Origin of the sequence: Streptomyces sp. NBC_00654, from assembly GCF_026341775.1 — a bacterium.
Taxonomy (GTDB): Bacteria; Actinomycetota; Actinomycetes; order Streptomycetales; family Streptomycetaceae; genus Streptomyces.
On the sequence record NZ_JAPEOB010000003.1, the window covers coordinates 958,892 to 980,105 of the forward strand.

The window sequence follows — 21,214 nt, forward strand, 5'->3', positions numbered from 1 at the left end:
GCAGAGCTTCGACAGGAGAACGTAGATCCGGTCCCTCCAACTTGACTCTGTCGGGGATCTTGAGGATCCCCGGTGGGGCAGCATGATCAACGGGCATGCTCGGTTCTGTCCGAGGACCGATGCAGTTGTCGGGGTGCCCGTTGTCGCTCCGTGCCCGTTGTGGTGGGCAAGTTCCTTCTCTGACCGCGTAGATGGCGCGAGCGGGCAACCCGGGTGGTACGACGGCGATGTGGGTGAGAAACCACCTGGGCGGGCTGTGGCGTGACGAGGACTTCGCCGACTGGTACCCCCGCGACGGCCGCCCGGGGCTCTCGCCCGCCCAGCTGGCCACCGTCAGTGTGCTGCAGTTCCTGCTCGGCCTGTCGGACCGGCAGGCGGCCGAGGCGGTTCGCTGCCGCATCGATCTCACATACGCGCCGGCCATGGAACTGGACGGTCCAGGCTTCCACCACAGCGTGCTGGCCGACTTCCGCGAGCGTCTCACCGAGGGCGGCCGAGCCGACCGTCTCCTCGACCTCGCGCTTGCGCGCCTGAAGGAGGCCGGTCTCGTCCGCGAGCGCACCACCCAGCACACGGACTCCACCCACCTTCTGGCCGCGGTGCGCGACCTGACCCGGCTGGAACTGGTCACCGGGGCCGTCCGCGCCGCGCCGGAAGAGCTGGATAGCACCGCTCCGCGCCTGCTCGCCGACCTGGTGGACAAGGAGTGGGGACGCCGTTACGGCCGCCCGGTCCGTCTGGGCAAGAACCCCACCCGCCCCAAGACCAGGATCCTTGCCACAGGCGGCGACGTCGTCCGGCTGCTGGAGCAGGTCGGGGAACATGCGGCGGATCACCTGTCCGGTCCCCGGGTCCAGGCCCTGCGGCAGATCATGGTCCAGACCCGGCTGAAGCGCCGCGGGCTGCTGCCCGCCGAGCATCTGGTCGACGGCGGCCACACCTGCCTGGTCCATCTGGAACAGGCGGCCCGGGAGCACCGGGTCACGCAACCGTGGGCTTTACCCCGCCAGAACTCCGCGATCTGCAACTCCGAATCCCTGGCGGATCAGCGCGCGGCATCGGATGCGGTGCATCGCAAGTGGGAGGGACGTCCGCATACTGGATTTATGCGGATGTGAAGGGTCGGAACGAACCAGCTCCTGGGTTCGGGGAGGTTCGGCGCCGGAGCGAGGGCGCCTCGATCGACTCCATGACTGTGGCGTTGACCAGGAAGCCCACCGTGGGGTTGAAGCCGAAGCCGCATTCCGGGGGGGGCGACTCGGTCCTTCTCGGAGTGGCAGGTAATCAGCGTGGCCTCGATGTCCAGGACCAGTGGCCAGGTGGTTCCCTTTCACCGGCCTTCACCGCCGGTTATTCCACAGCGGGTCCCGGCGGCCCGCGGCAACGCCACCTCCCGCGCCATCAGCTGAGGCATGAAGGCGACTCTCGCCTTACGAGGCGGCCAGCACCCACCCACCCCACGGGCGGCGCACCCACCACCGCCATGGGACCAAGGTCCCCCCAGAGGCAGGGCCAATGGGGGGTTGACGGACCGGGGGACTGAAAATATCTTTCAAGAGTGACTAGTGACGTGAAGGAAATTTTCAGCGGCGACTCTCCGCCCGCCCCCGCGGCCCTCGCCGCCAAGGTCCGGACCCTCGCGCCCTCCATGACCCGCTCCATGCAGCGTGTCGCCGAAGCCGTCGCGGGTGACCCGGCGGGATGCGCCGCCCTCACCGTCACCGGTCTCGCCGAGCTCACCGGCACCAGCGAGGCCACCGTGGTCCGCACCGCGCGGCTCCTCGGTTACCCCGGCTACCGGGACCTGCGCCTCGCGCTCGCCGGGCTCGCCGCGCACCAGGAGTCGGGCCGGGCGCCGTCCGTCACCGCGGACATCGCGGTCGACGACCCGATCGCGGAGGTGGTCGCCAAGCTCGCCTACGACGAGCAGCAGACCCTCGCCGACACCGCCGCCGGGCTGGACACCGTACAGCTGGGGGCCGCCGTCGCCGCCGCGTCGACCGCCCGCCGCATCGACATCTACGGCGTCGGGGCGTCCTCGCTCGTCGGCCAGGACCTGGCGCAGAAGCTGCTGCGTATCGGGCTGATCGCCCACGCCCACATGGACCCGCACCTCGCGGTGACCAACGCCGTGCAGCTCCGCTCCGGCGACGTGGCCATCGCCATCACGCACTCCGGGTCGACCAGTGACGTCATCGAGCCGCTCCGGGTCGCCTTCGACCACGGGGCGACGACCGTCGCGATCACCGGACGGCCCGACGGCCCGGTCACGCAGTACGCGGACCACGTGCTGACCACGTCCACCGCCCGCGAGAGCGAGCTGCGGCCGGCCGCCATGTCGAGCCGCACGAGCCAGCTCCTCGTCGTGGACTGCCTGTTCATAGGGGTCGCCCAGCGAACGTACGAGACAGCCGCCCCCGCACTCGCCGCCTCCTACGAGGCGCTCGCCCACCGCCACAGCCCCCGCAGCCGCTGAACCGTACGAGACCGAGAAAGCAGAGCCGCTCTCCATGACCTCCACCACCGACGCCCACACCAACGCCTCTCCCGACGGCTACGGCGAGCTGCGCGCGGAGCTGGCCACCCTCACCACCGAGGCCTTCCGCCCCGAGCTCGCCGAGATCGACCAGCTGCCCACGGCCGAACTCGCGCGGATCATGAACGGCGAGGACAACACCGTCCCCGCCGCCGTCGCCGACCGGCTGCCGGAGATCTCCGCCGCGATCGACGCCACCGCCGAGCGCATGGCACGCGGCGGCCGGCTCATCTACGCGGGCGCCGGCACCGCGGGCCGCCTCGGGGTCCTGGACGCCAGCGAGTGCCCGCCCACCTTCAACACCGACCCGTCCGAGGTCGTCGGCCTGATCGCGGGCGGCCCGTCCGCCATGGTCAAGGCCGTCGAGGGCGCCGAGGACAGCAAGGAGCTGGCCGCCGCCGACCTGGACGCGCTGCGGCTGACCCCGGACGACACGGTGGTCGGCATCTCCGCCTCCGGCCGCACCCCGTACGCGATCGGCGCCGTCGAGCACGCCCGTGCACTGGGCGCCCTGACCATCGGCCTGTCCTGCAACGCAGGTTCGGCCCTCGGCGCCGCCGCCGAACACGGCCTGGAGGTCGTCGTCGGCCCCGAGCTGCTGACCGGTTCCACCCGCCTCAAGGCCGGTACGGCGCAGAAGCTCGTCCTCAACATGATCTCGACGATCACGATGATCCGGCTCGGCAAGACGTACGGGAATCTGATGGTCGACGTCCGCGCCTCCAACGAGAAGCTGCGGGCCCGTTCCCGCCGCATCGTCTCGCTGGCCACCGGCGCCACCGACCCGGAGATCGAGGCCGCGCTCGCCGCCACCGGCGGCGAGGTGAAGAACGCGATCCTCACCATCCTCGGCCAGGTCGACGGGCCCACCGCCGCCACACTCCTGACCGAATCGAACGGTCACCTCCGCGCCGCCCTCGCGGCCGTACGCACCACCTGACCCACCCGGCACCACTCCCGCACCCCCGCACAGCAAGGCACCACGCACCATGGCCACAGAAGACAAGAACCGCGCCACTGCCGCCGCGATCCTGCCGCTCGTCGGTGGCGCCGCGAACGTCAGCTCCATCGCCCACTGCATGACCCGGCTCCGCCTCGGTCTGCACGATCGTTCCCTCGTCGACGACGAGGCCCTGAAGGCACTGCCCGCCGTCATGGGGGTGGTCGACGACGACACGTACCAGATCGTCCTCGGTCCGGGCACGGTCGCCCGGGTCACCCCGGAGTTCGAGCAGCTGGTCGAGGAGGGCCGGGCCGCCGCCCCGGAGCCCGCCCCCGCGACCGGCCCCGTCTCCGCCGACGAACTCGCCGCGCAGGGCGCCGCGATCAAGGCGCAGCAGAAGGCGAAGAACGCCACACCGTTCAAGCTCTTCCTGCGGAAGATCGCGAACATCTTCGTCCCGCTGATCCCGGCCCTCATCGGCTGCGGCATCATCGCCGGCCTCAACGGTCTCCTGGTCAACCTGGAGTGGCTGCCCTCCGTCACCCCCGCGCTCGCCGCGATCGCCTCCGGGTTCATGGCCCTGATCGCGGTGTTCGTCGGCTACAACACCGCGAAGGAGTTCGGCGGTACGCCGATCCTGGGCGGTGCGGTCGCGGCGATCATCGTCTTCCCGGGCGTCGCGAACATCGACGCGTTCGGCCAGACCCTCTCCCCCGGACAGGGCGGTGTGCTCGGCGCGCTGGGCGCGGCGGTCCTCGCGGTGTACGTGGAGAAGTGGTGCCGCCGCTGGGTGCCCGAGGCCCTGGACGTCCTGGTCACCCCGACCCTGACGGTGCTGGTCTCCGGTCTGGCGACGATCTTCGGCCTGATGTACGTGGCCGGTGAGGTGTCCTCCGCCATCGGTACGTTCGCCGACTGGCTGCTGTCCAACGGCGGTGCGGGCGCGGGCTTCGTCCTCGGCGGCCTCTTCCTGCCGCTGGTGATGCTGGGCCTGCACCAGGCCCTGATCCCGATCCACACCACCCTGATCGAGCAGCAGGGCTACACGGTCCTGCTGCCGATCCTCGCGATGGCCGGCGCGGGCCAGGTCGGTGCGGCGATGGCCGTCTACTTCCGCCTCCCGCGCAACGAGTCGATCCGCCGCACCATCAAGTCCGCTCTCCCCGCCGGTCTGCTCGGCGTCGGCGAACCTCTGATCTACGGTGTCTCGCTGCCGCTGGGCCGCCCGTTCATCACGGCGTGCGTCGGCGGCGCGTTCGGCGGCGGCTTCGTCGGCCTGTTCAACCAGCTCGGCGACACGGTCGGTTCCACGGCCATCGGCCCGTCCGGCTGGGCCCTGTTCCCGCTGCTCGACGGCAACCACAGCCTGGGCTCGACCATCGCGATCTACGCGGGCGGCCTGCTCGTCGGCTACGTCGCCGGGTTCGTCGCCACGTACTTCTTCGGCTTCAGCAAGGACCTGCTGACGGAGTTCAACGTCTCCCAGGAGCCCGCCGCGTCCACGGTCACCGCCACGGGCGGCCCCGCCACCGCCCCGGCCACGTCCCCCGGCACCGGCCCCGAGACGGGCCCCGGCTCCCCGGCCAAGGAACCCGCCGGGGTCTGATCAGCCCCCGTACGACTACGGCACCGGGTCGCGCTCAGCGCGTGGCCCGGTGCCGTTGCCGGTTCGTACGGTCACGGCGCCGCCGCCGGGCCCGGGAGGCTGTTCCTTCGCGCCTCTTCAACAGCACCCCCGAGCCGGCCACCGCCCGCCAGCAAGATCGCGTGACGAGCTCTGGGGGAATTTCCGGGGGGCCGGGTTAACCGGATTCGGAATGCTGCTACTTCTTCTCGCCCGCGCACGTGTCGGTCTCGGTGACTTCATCCGGCTTTCCGCTGGAATAGAATTCCGAAACAATAATCTTATCGAGATCACTCTCGCGATATTCGTGAAGCCTTGCCGGTGTCCGCTTCCAGGATCTCCCATTGCTGTCGGTGAAGGTCACATACGTGGCCCCCTCGGGGTAACCGTTGACCCACGCGGGCGCCCCACCCGGAGATAGCTCCTCCTGCCCCGGCCCGGGCGCGAGCGTGTAATGATATTCGCTGCAAGGGGCCAGACTTTCCAGTTTGACATATTCTTCCCGCGCACCAGGATCATGCGGGGGGTAGGTGACCCTGACCGTGATATTGGAGACCGGATCGGGTGACCTGTTCATCACATGGAGCTTCGTTTCTTCACGAATATCGAGTCGCTCCTCGAACCAGTAGGTCACTCTCGACGCCTGATCTCGCTTCTCGCGCTCGCTGTCGTCTTTGGACTGGGACAATTGGTCCTTGGCTGTCTCCTGGCCCCAGTACGACGCGACAGCCTGGGCCCAGAGTCCTCCGATGGCGGCGACGGCAGCCAGTGCCGTGCCCACAACCGTGAGGAAATGCGCCCAGTTGGTCGGGCGTAAGCGTCGCGAGGCTCTCCGTGTCCGTGAGGTTCCAGACCCCGGCGGCGGTTCGGGCGGTGCTTCACGCTGCCGCGGCCGGACGCGGTTCGGCGTCGTCCGTTGCCGTGCGAGGCGTATCCGGCCCTGCCGCTGTGGTTCGTCGGTCACTCATCCTCCATGCTCTCGAATCGGCGCAGTGATAAATGCTCGGCGCGTCGCCCAAGCAGCGCCGGCACGTCTGCCCCGAGCCGAACCCCAGCCCCAGCCCCAGCCCCAGCCCCAACGGCAAGTGTTGCCCGGCGAGGTCGTTTCGGAGGGCGAACAGATGCCCTGCGGGCAGAGCCGGTCCGGCACCGCCGTGGCCCCGGCGACCGCTCGGACCACGGAGGGCGGCAACGGCTCGGTCAACGCCCACAAGTCGTCGTACGCGATCCACGGTCGAGCACCCCACACCCTGGCGAACAGCCGAATCGTCACACCGGTCACGCCTCGCCAGCTCACTTCACCAAGGCCGTGTGACGGTTCCAAGAAGCCGCCGAACGCATCTGGCCAACCGTCAGCCATCTCTTCGGGCACGAGCCGATCAACGATCCCGGACACACCACGTCACAGAGTGTCGTTGCCGTACCGCGAACTCGGCCCTGCTTGCCGTTCTGATGTCTGAATTCGTTCGATCCAATGGCCTAAAATCCTCCCGCTGGCGCGCTTTTGACGGAACCCGCCAAAGGATATTATGTGGCAGACATGCCACCTCCGCTCACAAAATGAATAGCAAATCGAAATGGGGGGAATCATGGGAACATACACATGGCTTCTGGTAGGAATGGGCAGCCTGGCCGGATGGTGCGTCTTCATCCTTGCGCGACGAAATCGTGGAAAAGGTACGGAAAACATCGAGGGGCTGCTCATCGAGCAGGATGCCACGAAGCGGGCGCAACAGATACGCAATGACGTACGCGCTTTCAACATGAATCCCGGCTCGGGCCGGGGGTTCGGTTCCGACGAGCGGCGACGCTGAGCATTTTCCGTAGGTTCGAGACGCGGCGAGGGACGAAGATGGCCTTCGCAATGCTGATGGTCCGGTGGGGCTCTGGAGCGACGGACAGCGTCCACTCCTCCCGATCCATGAATGTGGTGTGGGACCAAGCGCGCCAACCGCATCCTGCACGAGGCCACCGACGAGCTTGTGCACGGTGAGCGTTTAGGGAACGTCTTCGAGGGCACCCGGTGTTTCGGAGGTTGATATACATGGTTCCCCTGCTACTCGTTCTTCTGCTCGCCCTGATTCTCTTCGGTGCCGGTTTCGCACTTAAGGCGCTGTGGTGGATCGCCATCATCGTGCTGGTGATCTGGGCGATAGGTTTCATCGTCCGCCCGGCCGCGAGCGGCGGCAGGCGCGGCCGGTGGTACCGCTGGTAGGCGCGCCTCACCAGCACAGACGCGGGTGAACCCGGATCGCACGGATCACCGGGATCGCACGGATCACGACAATCACGCATGCGACCCCCGGACCCGGGCACCCGATGAATCGAGAGCCGTTCACCACCCTTTCCCTGGGGCTCTCACGCCGAATTGGACCGTCCGGAAAGGAGCCTTTTCATGAGCGACACCCTGTGGGGTTACCGGCCTTCGAGCGGACACACCGCCGGGGCCGATCTGACCGGATATTCGGTCGAGGCGACCGACGGAGGTATCGGCAAGGTCGACAAGCACTCCGACGATGCCGGATCCGCCTATCTTGTGGTCGACACCGGGGTGTGGATCTTCGGCAAGGACGTCCTGCTCCCTGCTGGCACGGTCACGCACATAGACACGGAGGACCGAAGGGTCTTCGTGGACCTGACCAAGGACCAGATCAGGGACGCGCCGGAGTTCGACCGGCACAAGCACACAGCCGATCCCGGCTATCACGCACAGGTCGGCGGTTACTACGACGCCTTCCGCATCATGTGATCCATCGGCCTGTTCCGCGCCACCCCGAGACGGCGGGTCCGCTCCTGAAGAAGGGCCGGGTCCGCCGTCCGGCATGTCCACCGAGACACCCGGCGCCCACCCCGTCCCACCGGGCTCACAGGGCTCACGGCACGGGCGCGAACACCATGCGCACCACCGCGGCCAGAATCAGCACGGCGGGTACCCCGAACCACCAACGCCGCAGGCGCCGCGTCCCCACGAACGCCGCTGTCGCCGCCGCCGCGAGAAGCTCGGTCACCACGGCCAGCGCGCCCCACGTCCGTACCGTGTCGGTCACGGACCGGTCCCACGGGCCCTCCGACTCGGTCAGCAGCGCGCCGAGCACGAAGTAGCCGCCCACCACATGCAGCGCGAGCGGAATCACCGCGCACACGGCGCCCGCCACCCACACCGCCACCCGGCCCCGGGCATTCCCGTTCCCGCCGCCACCCCCACTGCCACTGCCACTGCCATTGCCACTGCCACGGGTCATGGGTCGCCCCATCAACTCACCAGGTCCGCCCAGAAGGGGACACTCGGCGGTACGTCCGAGGCGTCGCCCTCCGCCGCGTCCCACCCCACGAACTCACGGGCCACGTAGTCCCACAGGTCCCGCCCGTAGCAAATGATGTCGGCGCCGGACACCGACAGGACCGGGTGGCCGTACGCCCCCCGGCCCGGCGGAAGGTACCGGTGGGAGTACACGGGAATCAGCTGCGGCACCGTGGCCAGCTCGCCACGGGCGACGGCCACGGCGCGCTCCGGTTCCGAAGGACGAGGTCCCCAGGCGTCCCCGTACCACCAGCCGTGCTCCACCGAGAACAGCAACCCTTCGACCGGCCACGACAGCCGGTCGCGGATGTCCGCCGGATCACCGTCCCGCCAGTCCACCCAGGGTTGACGCGCGGACGCGCCCTCCTCCGGAGGGGACGCGGACCCGACGGGCAGCCCTGCGGCGAGGAAGGCCCGGTGGTCGTCGGCGAACTCGATTCCGTACTCCGCTTCGATGCGGCCGAACTCCCTTTCGCTCAGTCCCGGCCGCATCACAAAGCCGCCGATCTCCGCCAGGCGACGCGCTGCCCGCGCACCCGCCCGCTGTCCCGCACCGGTCATCACGGCGGCAGCCTATCGAGCACCGGGCCGACGCCCCTCCGCTCTCAACGCGGCAGCTGCCCCTCCCTGTTGATCTCCGTCACCCGGGCCCGCAGCACCACGCCCGGCGGCGCCGGCCGGACCACTTCCGGCGGGCAGTCCCACTCCGCGCCACCGCCCGGCGGCCGCAGTTGTACGTACGGTCCGACCCGGCCCATCACGCGGCCCACCCGTCCGTCGCGGGCGTCCACCGCGAAAGATCCCGGCTCGGGCGTACACGGCTCGGGCGTACACGGCTCGTTGTCCTCACCCGTCATACCCGCTCTCCTTCTCCGCCAGCACCCTGCACAGCCGCAAGGCCGTGTCGAGGTTGCAGCGGCCCAGATCGACCAGCGGAACCGGTTCGTTCCCGGCACACGACACAGGGTCGATCCGCAGCGAAGGCAGCGTCACACCGACCCCGGCGAGACCCCCCTTCAGCCGCTCCACCGTGTCCTCCGCCATCCGTACTCTCTCCGCCGCCGCTTTGCGCCGCTCCGTCGAATCCATGCTGCACACCTTCCACGCTGAGTGACGAAAATGCCTACCCAGCGTGTCCAACGCGCGGCGAGCCCGGAAGAGGCGCAGTTCCAGCAAACGCACATATGTCACAGTGAGTTGCCAAACCGGGTCCGGACGCACGGAGACATCCCGAAGCTCAAGTGTCGAGATCCGAGCGCTCTTCACCGTCGATGGGGTGGAGGGTCAGTTGTCCCACCCACGCACCCCCCACCCAGGCCGTACGACCGAAGGACCAAGGACCTCGATGCCCGACGCCGCCCCCGTGCCCGTGCCCGACGCCAACGCCAACACCCCGGAGCCCGCCGCGACCGAGGACGACCACTACGGGGAGATATCCGTCGAACTCGAAGGCGAGCACGGTCGGACGCTCGTCGTCAGCGGCGAGAACATCCCCCGCATCACCCTCACCCGCGCACCCGGCGCCGAGGCCGACGACCACATCGTCATCGGCACCCGCGACCCCGTACACCTCACGCTCACGGTGGACGGCCACGACGCCACGGTCCTGCCCGCCAAGGGCAGGCTCAGCCGCCGGTCCTACCGGGTCGATGTCACCCACGCGGGCACGTCCTACCGGCTGGTTCCCGACTCCGTCCCGAGCAGCCGGCTGACCCGCGACGGGAAGCACCTCGGCGACTTCTCGTCGGACGGCGACAGGCGGGTGATCGCCGAGTGGCGGGCGGGGGTCCCGGTCGAACCGCTCGACGCGGCGATCGGATACGCGCTGTCGGCGGCCTTCGGAACAGGTGGTCAGCCCCTGTGGATGATGGCGGTCGACGCGGTCAGCACGGCACTCCCATAGGGGCCGTTGGGCTCTGCCGCCCTGGCTCGTGCGACGTCAGCGGGCGTCCGCCGTGAGCTGGGTGGTGGCCAGTTCGCGGTACAGACCGTCGGACTCCACCAGCTCCTCGTGCGTCCCCGCCGTACGGACCCGGCCGTCCTCCAGGACCACGATGCGGTCCGCGTGCACGACGGTGGACAGGCGGTGGGCGATGACCAGGACCGTGGTCTCCTCGGCGAGTTCGAGGATGACATCGCGCAGCCGGTGCTCGTTGACGGCGTCCAGTTGCGAGGTCACCTCGTCCAGCAGGAGCAGGCGCGGCTTGCGCAGCAGGGCACGGGCGATGGCGATCCGCTGGCGCTCGCCGCCGGACAGGGTGACGCCCCGGTGGCCGACCGCCGTGTCGAGTCCGTCGGGCAGCCGGCCGACCAGGTCGTCGAGCCGGGTGCGCTCGACCGCCACGCGCAGCTCGTCCTCCGTGGCCCGGGGAGCGGCGAAGAGCAGGTTCTCCCTGAGGGTCCCGGCGAGAACCGGGGAGTCCTGTTCCACGTACGCGAGGGAGGCGCGCAGCTCGGCCAGCGGCCAGTCACGGATGTCCCGGCCGTCGACGGTTATCGTGCCCGCGTCGTGGTCGTAGAACCGTTCCAGCAGGCTGAACACGGTGGACTTGCCCGCGCCGGACGGCCCGACCAGCGCGACGAGCCCGCCGGAGGGCACATCGAAGGTGACGCTCTTGTGGGCCGGGGCGCGCTCGTCCCCGTAACCGAAGGCGACGTCCCGGAAGCTGACGCCGAGCGGAGTAGCGGGCGTGCCGGGCGTGCCGGGCGTGCCGGGCGTGGGCAGAACCCTTGTGGCCGCCGCCTGTCCGTCGGGTTCACCGGGTTTGCCGGGTTCGCCGGGTTCGCCGGGTTCGCCGGGCAGGGACTCGACCTCATCGATCCGGCGTACGGCGGCGAGGCCGCTCTGCAGGCCGGTCCAGCCCTCGACGAGACCGCCTATCGGACCCATCAGATAGAACAGGTACAGCAGGAAGGCGATGAGCGCCGAGACCTCCAGCGAGCCCGAGGCCACCCGGGCGCCCCCGACACCCAGTACGGCCAGGAAGGCCAGCTGGATGGACATCATCATCGTGACGTCGGAGACCGACGACCAACGGGCCACCGACACCCCCCGGTCGTGCGCGTGGCGCGCCGCTTCGGCGACGAGGGCGATCTCGCGTTCCTCGGCACCGCTCGCCTTGACCGTACGGTAGGCCTGGAGCACCCGGTCGAGAGCGGCGCCCATCGCACCGACGGACTCCTGGGCCCGGAGCTGGGCGCGCTGGATCCGGGGCATCAGGAGGGCGGTCACGGCACCGATGACAAGGATGACGAGCAGGGTGACCCCGAGGAGCACCGCGTCCATGTAGGCCATGAACGCGAGCGTGCCCAGCAGCATCAGCACGCTGTTGACCGACTCGACCATGCCGCTCGACAGGACCGTACGCAGCAGGGTCGTATCGCTGGTGACCCGGGACTGGAGGTCGCCGGGGGTCAGCCGGTCCACCGCGGGGACCTTCAACCGGAGTATGCGGCCGACGAGTTGGGTGCGGGCGCGCAGGACGACTCCCTCCCCGGTACGGGCCATGAGGTAGCGGCCGAACGCCGACAGACAGGCCCCGGCCACCACGACCGCGGTGAGCGCGATCAGTGGCGCGGCCGGTGAGTCGCCCTCGGCGAACGCGTCGACGGCGTACTTGGCCATGAGCGGCATGACGAGGCCCGCCCCGGAACCGGCGAGCGACAGCAGACCGGCCCACAGGAGCAGCCGCCAGTGCGGCCGGACCCGGCCGAGGAGGAGACGCAGGGGAGTGGGCTGTCCGGATGCGCTGTTCGTCGCGCCGTCCTCCGTACCGCTGATGCTCGCGCCGTCCACCGCGCCGCCCTCCCCGCCGCCGGCGATCGCCGTGCCGCTGATACTCGCGTCTTCCGCCGTGCCGCTGATGCTCGCGTCACCCGTCGTACCGCTGATGCTCGCGTCACCCGTCGTACCGCTGATGCTCGCGCCGCCGTCCGCCTCTGTCGCCGGACTCATCCGCTCTCCCCCTCGCTCGCCCACCGAAATCACCATCAGCGGACGGAAGTCGACCACGCCCGCCCCACGCCGGCCGTCCCACTGGATTGTCCGGCCGTCCCACCGGATTGTCCGGCCGTCCCGCCGGATGTCCGGCCGTCCCGCCCTGCCGCCCTACTGCCCTGCCGCCCGCCCGTACCCAGCATGCGGCGGCAGCCGAGAACGCCCGAGGGCGGCACCCCCTTCGCAGGGGGTGCCGCCCTCGGTATGTCGGACAGGTCCGATCCTCCGGTTTCCCGGGAAGGATCAGAAGTCCATGTCACCGCCCGGCATGCCGCCCGGAGCGGCCGCGGAGGCCTTCTCCGGCTTGTCGGCGATGACGGCCTCGGTGGTGAGGAAGAGCGCGGCGATGGACGCGGCGTTCTGCAGAGCGGAGCGCGTGACCTTCGCCGGGTCGAGAATGCCCTCGGCGATCATGTCGACGTACTCGCCGGTCGCGGCGTTGAGGCCGTGACCGATCGGCAGGTTGCGGACCTTCTCCACGACGACGCCACCCTCAAGACCACCGTTGACGGCGATCTGCTTGAGCGGGGCCTCCAGCGCGAGCTTCACGGCGTTGGCGCCCGTGGCCTCGTCACCGGTCAGGTCGAGCTTCTCGAAGACGGCCGAGGCCTGGAGCAGCGCCACGCCACCACCGGCGACGATGCCCTCCTCGACGGCGGCCTTGGCGTTGCGCACCGCGTCCTCGATGCGGTGCTTGCGCTCCTTGAGCTCGACCTCGGTCGCGGCACCGGCCTTGATGACGGCCACGCCGCCGGCCAGCTTCGCGAGGCGCTCCTGGAGCTTCTCGCGGTCGTAGTCCGAGTCGGAGTTCTCGATCTCGGCACGGATCTGGTTGACGCGACCCTGAACCTGGTCGCTGTCACCGGCACCGTCGACGATCGTGGTCTCGTCCTTGGTGATGACGACCTTGCGGGCGCGGCCGAGCAGGTCCAGGCCGGCGTTCTCCAGCTTGAGACCGACCTCCTCGGAGATCACGGTGCCACCGGTGAGGATGGCGATGTCCGCGAGCATGGCCTTGCGGCGGTCGCCGAAGCCCGGAGCCTTGACGGCGACGGACTTGAACGTGCCCTTGATCTTGTTGACGACCAGGGTCGACAGGGCCTCGCCCTCGACGTCCTCGGCGATGATCAGCAGGGGCTTGCCCGACTGCATGACCTTCTCCAGCAGCGGGATCAGGTCCTTGACGCTGGCGATCTTCGAGTTGACGATCAGGATGTACGGGTCGTCGAGCGACGCCTCCATACGCTCCATGTCGGTGGCGAAGTACGCCGAGATGTAGCCCTTGTCGAAGCGCATACCCTCGGTGAGCTCAAGCTCCAGCCCGAAGGTCTGGGACTCCTCGACGGTGATGACGCCTTCCTTGCCGACCTTGTCCATCGCCTCGGCGATCTTGGCGCCGATCTCGGTGTCGGCGGCGGAGATGGAGGCGGTCGAAGCGATCTGCTCCTTGGTCTCCACGTCCTTGGCCTGCTCCAGCAGAGCGGCGGAGACGGCCTCGACGGCCTTCTCGATGCCCCGCTTGAGCGCCATCGGGTTGGCACCGGCGGCAACGTTGCGCAGGCCCTCGCGGACGAGCGCCTGGGCGAGAACGGTGGCGGTGGTCGTACCGTCGCCGGCGACGTCGTCCGTCTTCTTGGCGACCTCCTTGACCAGCTCCGCACCGATCTTCTCGTACGGGTCCTCGAGCTCGATCTCCTTGGCGATGGAAACACCATCGTTGGTGATCGTGGGCGCGCCCCACTTCTTCTCGAGGACGACGTTACGACCCTTGGGGCCGAGGGTGACCTTGACGGCGTCGGCGAGCTGGTTCATCCCGCGCTCGAGACCGCGCCGTGCCTCCTCGTCGAACGCGATGATCTTGGCCATGTGAAGTGGTCCTCCCGGACAGGGGTGGATTTCTCCGGACCGAGTGGCGCCCGCGACGGACGGCCTGCCTGCCCGGTGGTTCCTTGCCCCACCGCGCCTGCGGGCCTCACCGGCCCGGTCCAAGTTTCTGTCACTCTCACCTGGAGAGTGCTAACGCCAATGATTAGCACTCGACCCCTGCGAGTGCAAGCAGGTGCCACGGTTTGTGGACACCCCGCAGGCCCGGAACGGGGGCGCACGCGCCCCCCGGACCACCGGGCGGGACGCGGACGCACTGAGGGCCTGTACCCCAGGGGGTACAGGCCCTCAGTGCATGAGTGGTGTCGTTGGCCGACCGCGCCGAGCTCAGCCGACGGCGAGCTTGACCATGTCCGCCTGCGGCCCCTTCTGGCCCTGCGAGATCTCGAATTCAACTCGCTGACCCTCTTCGAGGGTGCGGTACCCGTCCATCTGGATCGCGCTGTAGTGGACGAAAACATCCGCACCACCGTCGACCGCGATGAAGCCGTACCCCTTCTCCGCGTTGAACCACTTGACGGTGCCCTGAGCCATGCCTAACTCCCCTATTACTGGCCCTTGCACAGGACCGCACTTCGCGGGCCCGGGTCAGAACTCACCCTCCGACAGGAGAGGTTGTGTGCGCCGTAGCGCGTCGACCGCGGCCGAATGTATCTGTCCAACTGCCCTCTGCAACAGGTCAATCGGACGAGAATTCTGGGCATGACTGAACACGCGAATATGAGGAATACATGGGATTCCCGGGCAAGTCGGGCCCGACAAAGGGCACTTATGACGCAAGGTGCTCAACCATATTGGCTGCTTCTTATCGTGGCCGGGCGCATTCTCATATGCGGGCGACACGGGCAGCGGAGGGGGCTTCCCCAACTGTACCGTGCTCAACCATGCAGAATTGCCCCCTCCGCTTCTCTCGCGGAGGGGGCAACAGGGGTCACACGGCGAAGTCGTCAGCCTCCGGCGACGGCCGGGATGATCGAGATGCCGGCGCCGTCCGGGGTGGCCGCCTCCAGGCCGCCCTCGAAGCGCACGTCGTCGTCGTTGACGTACACGTTCACGAAGCGGCGCAGCTTGCCCTGGTCGTCCAGGACACGGGCGGCGATACCCGGGTGGTTCGCCTCCAGGGACTCGATGACCTCGGAGAGGATCGTGCCCTCCGCCGCGACCTCGGCCTGGCCGTCCGTGTAGGTGCGGAGGATGGTGGGGATACGGACCTTGACGCTCATAGGGGTGCCTTCCTTCGGTCTCGGGGTGGTCAGAGGGCGGCGGCGAGGCCGGCTTCGCGGAACGCGTCCAGGCTCGGCCGGATGGTCGCGGTCGCCTGCGAGGTCGCGGCCACCGCGTCCAGCGTCTTGAGGCCGTCGCCCGTGTTCAGGACGACGGTGGTCAGCGTCGGGTCGAGCAGCCCGGCCTCGATCAGCTTCTTCGTCACACCGACCGTCACCCCGCCCGCCGTCTCGGCGAAGATGCCCTCGGTACGGGCCAGCAGCTTGATCGCGTCGACGACCTGCTCGTCGTCGACGTCCTCGACGGCGCCACCGGTACGGCGGGCGATGTCCAGGACGTACGGGCCGTCGGCCGGGTTGCCGATCGCCAGGGACTTGGCGATCGTGTTCGGCTTCTGGGGCCGCACCACGTCGTGGCCGGCCTTGAAGGCGGTGGAGACCGGGGAGCAGCCCTCGGCCTGGGCGCCGAAGATCTTGTACGGCTTGTCCTCGACCAGGCCGAGCTTGATCAGCTCCTGGAGGCCCTTGTCGATCTTGGTCAGCTGCGAGCCGGACGCGATCGGGATGACGATCTGGTCGGGCAGCCGCCAGCCGAGCTGCTCGCAGATCTCGTACGCCAGCGTCTTGGAACCCTCGCCGTAGTACGGCCGCAGGTTGACGTTGACGAAGCCCCAGCCCTCGCCGAGCGGGTCGCCGATGAGCTCCGAGCAGAAGCGGTTGACGTCGTCGTAGTTGCCCTCGATGCCGACCAGTTCACCGCCGTACACCGCGGCCATGACGACCTTGCCCTGCTCCAGGTCGTGCGGGATGAACACGCAGGAGCGGAAGCCGGCGCGGGCGGCGGCGGCGCCCACCGCGCCGGCGAGGTTGCCGGTGGAGGAGCAGGACAGGGTGGTGAAGCCGAAGGCGCGGGCGGCCTCGACGGCGATGGCCACGACGCGGTCCTTGAAGGAGTGCGTCGGGTTGCCGGAGTCGTCCTTGACGTACAGACCGCCGGTGACACCCAGCTCACGGGCGAGGTTGTCGGCCTTGACCAGCTTGGTGAAGCCGGGGTTGATGTTGGGCTTGTCCGCGACGTCGGCGGGTACCGGCAGCAGCGGCGCGTAGCGCCAGATGTTGTTCGGCCCGGCCTCGATGCGCTTCTTCAGCTCGTCGGGGGTACCGCTCGGCAGGTCGTACGCCACTTCGAGCGGCCCGAAACAGGACGCGCAGGCGAAGAGGGGGCCGAGGGCGAAACGCTCGCCGCACTCGCGGCAGGAAAGTGCTGCGGCGGGACCGAGATCCACGGACGAAACAGAAGAATCGGTGGATGTAGCAACAGCCTGAACAGCCATGATGGCGGAGGTCCCTTTCTCCTCATCTTCCTTGCGGCGCATTTCGCCACAAGACGGAATTGGCACCTTCCCCACCAAGACCTCAACGGTCGGCGGGAGGGTTGCCGGGACTTCAACGGGCCGTTCCCTCAGTCCCTCTGGATGAGCGCTGTGGCACTGGAATCTTCGATCCAGGCGTTTATTGGCGGACGGACCCCGACATGCGACGGTCATCCGCGTTGTTCAAGACTGTAACCGAAGCACCGGACCGTTGAGATAGTCGTCCGAACCGCGAGATGGATCACACACAGGGAGTATCGACCGTGCTGGAAGAGGTGGAACGCTGGCTGACCAGGCGTTCCTGGTCGGCAGCCGACCGCCCGCTGGACCGGCTCATCACCGCTCGCGCCGGGGATCCGCGCCGGGCGAGCGTGAGCGTCGTCCTGCCCGCGCTGAACGAGGAGGCGACGGTCGGGGCGATCGTGTCGACGATCCGGCGCGAGCTGATGGAGAAGGTCCGGCTCGTCGATGAACTGGTAGTGATCGATTCCGGATCCACGGACGCCACCGCCGAGGCCGCCCGCCACGCCGGCGCCCGGGTGGTCCACCGGGACGCGATCCTCCCCCGAATACCGGCCCTGCCCGGCAAGGGCGAGGTCCTGTGGCGCTCACTCCTCGTGACGAGCGGCGAGATCGTCTGCTTCGTCGACGCCGATCTCAAGGACTTCTCCGCGGACTTCGTCTCCGGCATCGTCGGCCCCCTGCTCACCGACCCGTCCGTGCAGTTCGTCAAGGCGATGTACGACCGCCCCCTGGGCGACACGGCGGGTCAGGGGGGACGGGTGACGGAGCTGGTGGCGCGCCCGCTGCTCAATCTGCACTGGCCGCAGCTGGCCGGATTCGTCCAGCCGCTGGGCGGCGAGTACGCGGTGCGGCGTTCCCTGCTGGAGCGGCTGCCCTTCCCCGTCGGTTACGGGGTGGAGCTGGGGCTGCTCGTGGACGCGCTGCACACCGTGGGCCTGGACGCGCTGGCACAGGTCGACGTCGGCGTCCGCAAGCACCGCCACCAGGACGGTCAGGCGCTGGGCCGGATGGCGGCGGCGATCTACCGCACCGCGCAACTGCGGCTCTCCCGGGGACATCTGGTGCGGCCCGCGCTCACCCAGTTCGAACGGGGCGAGAACGGCTTCGTCCCGCACACCCATGCGGTGGACACGGAGGAGCGGCCGCCGATGCGGGAGATCGCGGAGTACGCCTCGCACCGCGCGGCGTGACACACGGTGACGTAGGGGGGCGGGCACAGCGGCGCGCGCGGGAGTGGGCACGGTGACGTAGGGGAGGGCGGGCACAGCGGCGCGCGCGGGAGTGGGCACGGTGACGCACCCGAGTGGCCGCAGTGGCGCCCCGCCCGACGATTCGCGTTTGACGGCTTCCCGGAAGGGCTAGGTTCCGCTACATGGTCTCCGAGCACGCTGCCCAGGTTCTCGTCGCGTCCAACCGCGGCCCGGTGTCGTACGCGCTGAGCGAGGACGGCTCGCTCACGTCGAAGCGGGGCGGGGGCGGTCTCGTCTCCGGGCTGAGCGCCGTCGACGACAAGCTGTGGGTGTGCGCGGCCCTGGGCGACGGCGACCGCGAGGCGGTCCGGCGCGGGGTCGCCGAGCCGGGCGTACGGATGCTCGACATCGACGCCGACGTGCACGCCGACGCGTACAACGGCATCGCGAACTCCGTGCTCTGGTTCGTCCACCACCTGCTCTACCAGACCCCCGTCGAGCCGGTCTTCGACGCGGAGTTCCGGCGCCAGTGGGCCTCGTACGAGGCGTACAACCGGGCCTTCGCCGAGGCGCTCGCCGAGGAGGCGGGGCGGGGCGCCGCCGTCCTGGTGCAGGACTACCACCTCGCGCTGGTCCCCGGCCTGCTCCGGGAACTCCGCCCCGACCTGCGCATCGGCCACTTCTCGCACACCCCGTGGGCCCCCGTCGACTACTTCCGCCTGCTGCCCGACGACATCGGCGAGCAGCTGCTGCGCGGCATCCTGGGCGCCGACCGCGCGGCGTTCCTGACCCGGCGCTGGGCGGACGCCTTCGTCGGCTGCTGTACGGAGATCCTGGGCGGCACGGGCCGCACCCGCATCGGGGTGCACGGACTCGGCGCGGACGCGGACTTCCTGCGGCGGCGGGCGCACGAGGCGGACGTGGACGAGCGGATGGCCGCGCTGCGGAAGCAGGTGGGCGGCGACGGCGACCGCAGGACGATCGTCCGGGTGGACCGTACGGAGCTCTCCAAGAACATCGTCCGCGGCCTGCACGCCTACCGCGCCCTGCTCGACGAGCGCCCCGAGTGGCGCGAGCGGGTCGTCCACGTCGCCTTCGCCTACCCCTCCCGGCAGGACCTCGCGGTGTACCGGGAGTACACCGCGGCGGTGCGGACCCTGGCCGACGAGATCAACGCCGCCCACGGCACCCCCGGCTGGACCCCGGTCGTCCTCCACGTCAAGGACGACTTCGCGCGCTCGCTGGCCGCCTACCGGCTGGCGGACGTGGCGCTGGTCAACCCGATCCGCGACGGCATGAACCTGGTCGCCAAGGAGATCCCCGTCGTCTCCGACCACGGCTGCGCGCTGGTGCTGTCCCGGGAGGCGGGGGCGTACGAGGAGCTGGGCGCCGACGCGATCGTGGTGAACCCGTACGACGTGACCGCGACGGCCGACGCCCTGCACGAGGCGCTGTCGATGGAGAGCGGCGAACGGGCCGGACGCACCGAGCGGCTGGCCGCCGCGGCGACCGCGCTGCCACCGCAGCAGTGGTTCCTGGACCAGCTGGAGGCGCTGCGCGGCTGAGCCGCGTACGGCACTCAGCCGCAGGGCGGGCGGGACGCCGGGCGGCGACGCGGACGGGGAGCGGGCAGAGGCGGCCGGAACGCGGACGGAAGCGGGCAGGCGCGCGGCCGGGAGCCCCGCTACAGGCGCTGTGCCAAGGCCGCCAGATAGCCGACGACGGCCTCCGGGCCCGGCAGCGACAGGTCCGCCCGTTCGGCCAGTTCGGGCACCTCGGCGCTGCCGCTGCACACCAGCAGACCGGGGATGCCGTCCGCGCCCTCGGTGCGGAGCCTCTCCACGGTCGCGTACGCCGCGAGGTCGCCGAGGTCGTCGCCCGCGTACAGCACGGACTCGGCGTCCAGCTCCCGTACGTACTCCGCCAGCGCGACCCCCTTGTCCATGCCGGGCGGGCGCAACTCCAGCACCAGGCGCCCCGGTTCGACGATCAGGCCGTGCCGGTCCGCCAGCTGCCCAAGGGGCCCGCGCAACGACTCGAAGGCGGCCTGCGGGTCCGCGGCGCGGCGGGTGTGGACGGCGAGCGCCTGCCCCTTCTCCTCCACCCATGTGCCGTGCAAGGAGTTGAACTCCTGGAGCACTCCGGGGAGTTCGGCGCGCACGGCGGCGACGCCGGGGTGCGGGGCGGGGGCGTGGACGGTGCCGGTGACGGCGTCCCAGCGCTCGGCGCCGTAGTGGCCGAGGACGACGAGGTGGTCGAGGCCCGGCACTCCCGCGAAGCCGCCGTGGCGGACCGCGACGCCGGCCGGGCGCCCGGTGATCACGGCGACCGAGGCGACCTTGGGGGCGAGTGCGGCGAGCGCGGGGACGGCGCCGGGGTGGGCGCGGGCCTGTTCGGGGTCCGGGACGATGTCGGCGAGCGTGCCGTCGAAGTCGAGAGCGACGACCGCACGGTCGGGCCGGGCGAGGATCGCGGCGAGGCCTTCACGGCCGGCCGGAGTGCTCGGGGCCGGCAGGAGGTCGGGGTGTCTGCCCATACGCCGACCCTATAGCGCACGGTGCTCCGAGGGGCCTCACAAGCCCGTCCCGGAGGGCCGAGGTGCCTAGGCGCCGAGGCGCTTCCAGGAGCGGCGGGTCCCGGCGGCGGCGGGCTCCGGGGGGGGGCGGGCTCCGAGGGGGGGCGGGCTCCGAGGGGGGGCGGCGGGACAGCGTCTCGGCAGCGCTCCCGGGGCGGGACAGCACCTCAGCGCCGGCGCCGCCTCGCGTCCCGTATCCGGCGCAGCCGATTCACCGTCACCGGGTCCTCCTCCAGCGCCCGGCGGTCCTCGATCAGGGCGTTCAGCAGCTGGTAGTAGCGCACCGGCGATATCCCCAGCTCCTCGCGGATCGCCCGTTCCTTCGCCCCGGGACCGGCCCAGGAGCGGCGCTCCAGGGCGAGCAGCGCACGGTCCCGGCCGGACAGCGCGTCGCCGGACGGCACGTCGCCGACCGCCGCATCGCCGGACGGCACGTCGCCGACCGGCACGTCGTCGTCGGGGCCTTTCTCGGGGACGGTCATATCAACCAACCTAATCCCCACCCCGGACACCGCCACCGGGTCCGCTGCCCGCCCCCCGCCCC

22 protein-coding genes and 1 riboswitch are annotated in these 21,214 nt (G+C 69.9%); of the genes, 10 read left to right on the forward strand and 12 right to left on the reverse strand.

Annotation, left to right across the window (positions count from 1 at the left end; genetic code table 11):
- Positions 1-233: 233 nt before the first annotated feature.
- The 4 genes from OHA98_RS36715 to OHA98_RS36730 all read left to right on the forward strand — a co-directional run bounded on the left by OHA98_RS36715 (position 234) and on the right by OHA98_RS36730 (position 5,085).
- Positions 234-1,118 carry a transposase gene (locus OHA98_RS36715; RefSeq protein ID WP_266932088.1) on the forward strand — a complete coding sequence of 295 codons (885 nt, stop codon included), beginning with the start codon at positions 234-236 and terminating at the stop codon, positions 1,116-1,118.
- A gap of 440 nt (positions 1,119-1,558) precedes the next feature.
- Positions 1,559-2,476 (forward strand): MurR/RpiR family transcriptional regulator, encoded by a 918-nt coding sequence (locus tag OHA98_RS36720; RefSeq protein ID WP_266932089.1) that lies wholly within the window; start codon positions 1,559-1,561, stop codon positions 2,474-2,476.
- Between the two features lie 34 nt (positions 2,477-2,510).
- Positions 2,511-3,476, forward strand: a complete 966-nt coding sequence (gene murQ / locus OHA98_RS36725; RefSeq protein ID WP_266932091.1) for an N-acetylmuramic acid 6-phosphate etherase — start codon at positions 2,511-2,513, stop codon at positions 3,474-3,476.
- A 49-nt stretch (positions 3,477-3,525) separates the two neighbouring features.
- Entirely contained in the window at positions 3,526-5,085 is a 1,560-nt protein-coding gene (locus OHA98_RS36730) for a PTS transporter subunit EIIC (RefSeq protein WP_266932092.1), read from the forward strand.
- A gap of 217 nt (positions 5,086-5,302) precedes the next feature.
- On the opposite strand, the gene OHA98_RS36735 is transcribed toward OHA98_RS36730, so the two are convergent.
- On the reverse strand, positions 5,303-5,884 hold the full coding sequence (locus OHA98_RS36735) for a hypothetical protein (RefSeq protein ID WP_266932093.1): 582 nt from the start codon (positions 5,882-5,884) through the stop codon (positions 5,303-5,305).
- A gap of 838 nt (positions 5,885-6,722) precedes the next feature.
- On the opposite strand from OHA98_RS36735, the gene OHA98_RS36740 reads away from it, so the two are divergent.
- The 3 genes from OHA98_RS36740 (at position 6,723) to OHA98_RS36750 (ending at position 7,852) form a co-directional block, all read left to right on the forward strand.
- Positions 6,723-6,917, forward strand: a complete 195-nt coding sequence (locus OHA98_RS36740; RefSeq protein ID WP_266932095.1) for a hypothetical protein — start codon at positions 6,723-6,725, stop codon at positions 6,915-6,917.
- Positions 6,918-7,147: 230 nt separating this feature from the next.
- Positions 7,148-7,318 carry a hydrophobic protein gene (locus OHA98_RS36745; RefSeq protein ID WP_266932096.1) on the forward strand — a complete coding sequence of 57 codons (171 nt, stop codon included), beginning with the start codon at positions 7,148-7,150 and terminating at the stop codon, positions 7,316-7,318.
- Positions 7,319-7,498: 180 nt separating this feature from the next.
- Positions 7,499-7,852 (forward strand): PRC-barrel domain-containing protein, encoded by a 354-nt coding sequence (locus OHA98_RS36750; RefSeq protein ID WP_266932098.1) that lies wholly within the window; start codon positions 7,499-7,501, stop codon positions 7,850-7,852.
- 124 nt (positions 7,853-7,976) lie between these two features.
- On the opposite strand, the gene OHA98_RS36755 is transcribed toward OHA98_RS36750, so the two are convergent.
- Genes OHA98_RS36755 through OHA98_RS36770 form a run of 4 tightly spaced genes read right to left on the reverse strand, consistent with a single transcriptional unit; the run spans position 7,977 to position 9,493 of the window.
- Positions 7,977-8,345, reverse strand: a complete 369-nt coding sequence (locus OHA98_RS36755) for a hypothetical protein (protein WP_266932100.1) — start codon at positions 8,343-8,345, stop codon at positions 7,977-7,979.
- Positions 8,346-8,356: 11 nt separating this feature from the next.
- Positions 8,357-8,965 carry a hypothetical protein gene (locus OHA98_RS36760; RefSeq protein WP_266932590.1) on the reverse strand — a complete coding sequence of 203 codons (609 nt, stop codon included), beginning with the start codon at positions 8,963-8,965 and terminating at the stop codon, positions 8,357-8,359.
- A gap of 44 nt (positions 8,966-9,009) precedes the next feature.
- Positions 9,010-9,261, reverse strand: a complete 252-nt coding sequence (locus OHA98_RS36765; protein ID WP_266932102.1) for a hypothetical protein — start codon at positions 9,259-9,261, stop codon at positions 9,010-9,012.
- Entirely contained in the window at positions 9,251-9,493 is a 243-nt protein-coding gene (locus OHA98_RS36770) for a hypothetical protein (RefSeq protein WP_266932104.1), read from the reverse strand. Before OHA98_RS36770 ends, OHA98_RS36765 begins: the two co-directional genes overlap by 11 nt.
- A gap of 256 nt (positions 9,494-9,749) precedes the next feature.
- On the opposite strand from OHA98_RS36770, the gene OHA98_RS36775 reads away from it, so the two are divergent.
- A complete protein-coding gene (locus OHA98_RS36775) occupies positions 9,750-10,307 on the forward strand; it encodes a hypothetical protein (protein ID WP_266932105.1) in 558 nt (185 codons plus the stop codon).
- A gap of 36 nt (positions 10,308-10,343) precedes the next feature.
- Here OHA98_RS36775 and OHA98_RS36780 read toward each other — a convergent pair whose 3' ends face one another.
- From OHA98_RS36780 to thrC, 5 genes are all read right to left on the reverse strand, one after another.
- A complete protein-coding gene (locus OHA98_RS36780; protein WP_266932107.1) occupies positions 10,344-12,359 on the reverse strand; it encodes an ABC transporter ATP-binding protein in 2,016 nt (671 codons plus the stop codon).
- Positions 12,360-12,644: 285 nt separating this feature from the next.
- On the reverse strand, positions 12,645-14,267 hold the full coding sequence (gene groL, locus OHA98_RS36785) for a chaperonin GroEL (protein WP_266932109.1): 1,623 nt from the start codon (positions 14,265-14,267) through the stop codon (positions 12,645-12,647).
- A 345-nt stretch (positions 14,268-14,612) separates the two neighbouring features.
- Positions 14,613-14,819, reverse strand: a complete 207-nt coding sequence (locus tag OHA98_RS36790) for a cold-shock protein (protein ID WP_003967346.1) — start codon at positions 14,817-14,819, stop codon at positions 14,613-14,615.
- Between the two features lie 413 nt (positions 14,820-15,232).
- Positions 15,233-15,508, reverse strand: a complete 276-nt coding sequence (locus OHA98_RS36795; RefSeq protein ID WP_266932110.1) for a MoaD/ThiS family protein — start codon at positions 15,506-15,508, stop codon at positions 15,233-15,235.
- 29 nt (positions 15,509-15,537) lie between these two features.
- Entirely contained in the window at positions 15,538-16,842 is a 1,305-nt protein-coding gene (thrC, locus tag OHA98_RS36800) for a threonine synthase (protein WP_266932591.1), read from the reverse strand.
- 19 nt (positions 16,843-16,861) lie between these two features.
- Positions 16,862-16,990, reverse strand: a riboswitch (SAM riboswitch).
- Positions 16,991-17,144: 154 nt separating this feature from the next.
- Here thrC and OHA98_RS36805 point away from each other — a divergent pair.
- Together OHA98_RS36805 and OHA98_RS36810 are read left to right on the forward strand one after the other, a co-directional pair.
- Positions 17,145-18,095, forward strand: coding sequence for a glucosyl-3-phosphoglycerate synthase (locus OHA98_RS36805; RefSeq protein WP_266932593.1), 951 nt, complete (start codon positions 17,145-17,147; stop codon positions 18,093-18,095).
- A gap of 182 nt (positions 18,096-18,277) precedes the next feature.
- Positions 18,278-19,660 carry a trehalose-6-phosphate synthase gene (locus OHA98_RS36810; protein WP_266932112.1) on the forward strand — a complete coding sequence of 461 codons (1,383 nt, stop codon included), beginning with the start codon at positions 18,278-18,280 and terminating at the stop codon, positions 19,658-19,660.
- Positions 19,661-19,779: 119 nt separating this feature from the next.
- Here the strand turns inward: OHA98_RS36810 and otsB are convergent, their stop codons facing one another.
- A complete protein-coding gene (otsB, locus tag OHA98_RS36815; RefSeq protein WP_266932114.1) occupies positions 19,780-20,631 on the reverse strand; it encodes a trehalose-phosphatase in 852 nt (283 codons plus the stop codon).
- A 206-nt stretch (positions 20,632-20,837) separates the two neighbouring features.
- Positions 20,838-21,152 carry a DUF3263 domain-containing protein gene (locus OHA98_RS36820; RefSeq protein ID WP_266932116.1) on the reverse strand — a complete coding sequence of 105 codons (315 nt, stop codon included), beginning with the start codon at positions 21,150-21,152 and terminating at the stop codon, positions 20,838-20,840.
- Positions 21,153-21,214: the final 62 nt, after the last annotated feature.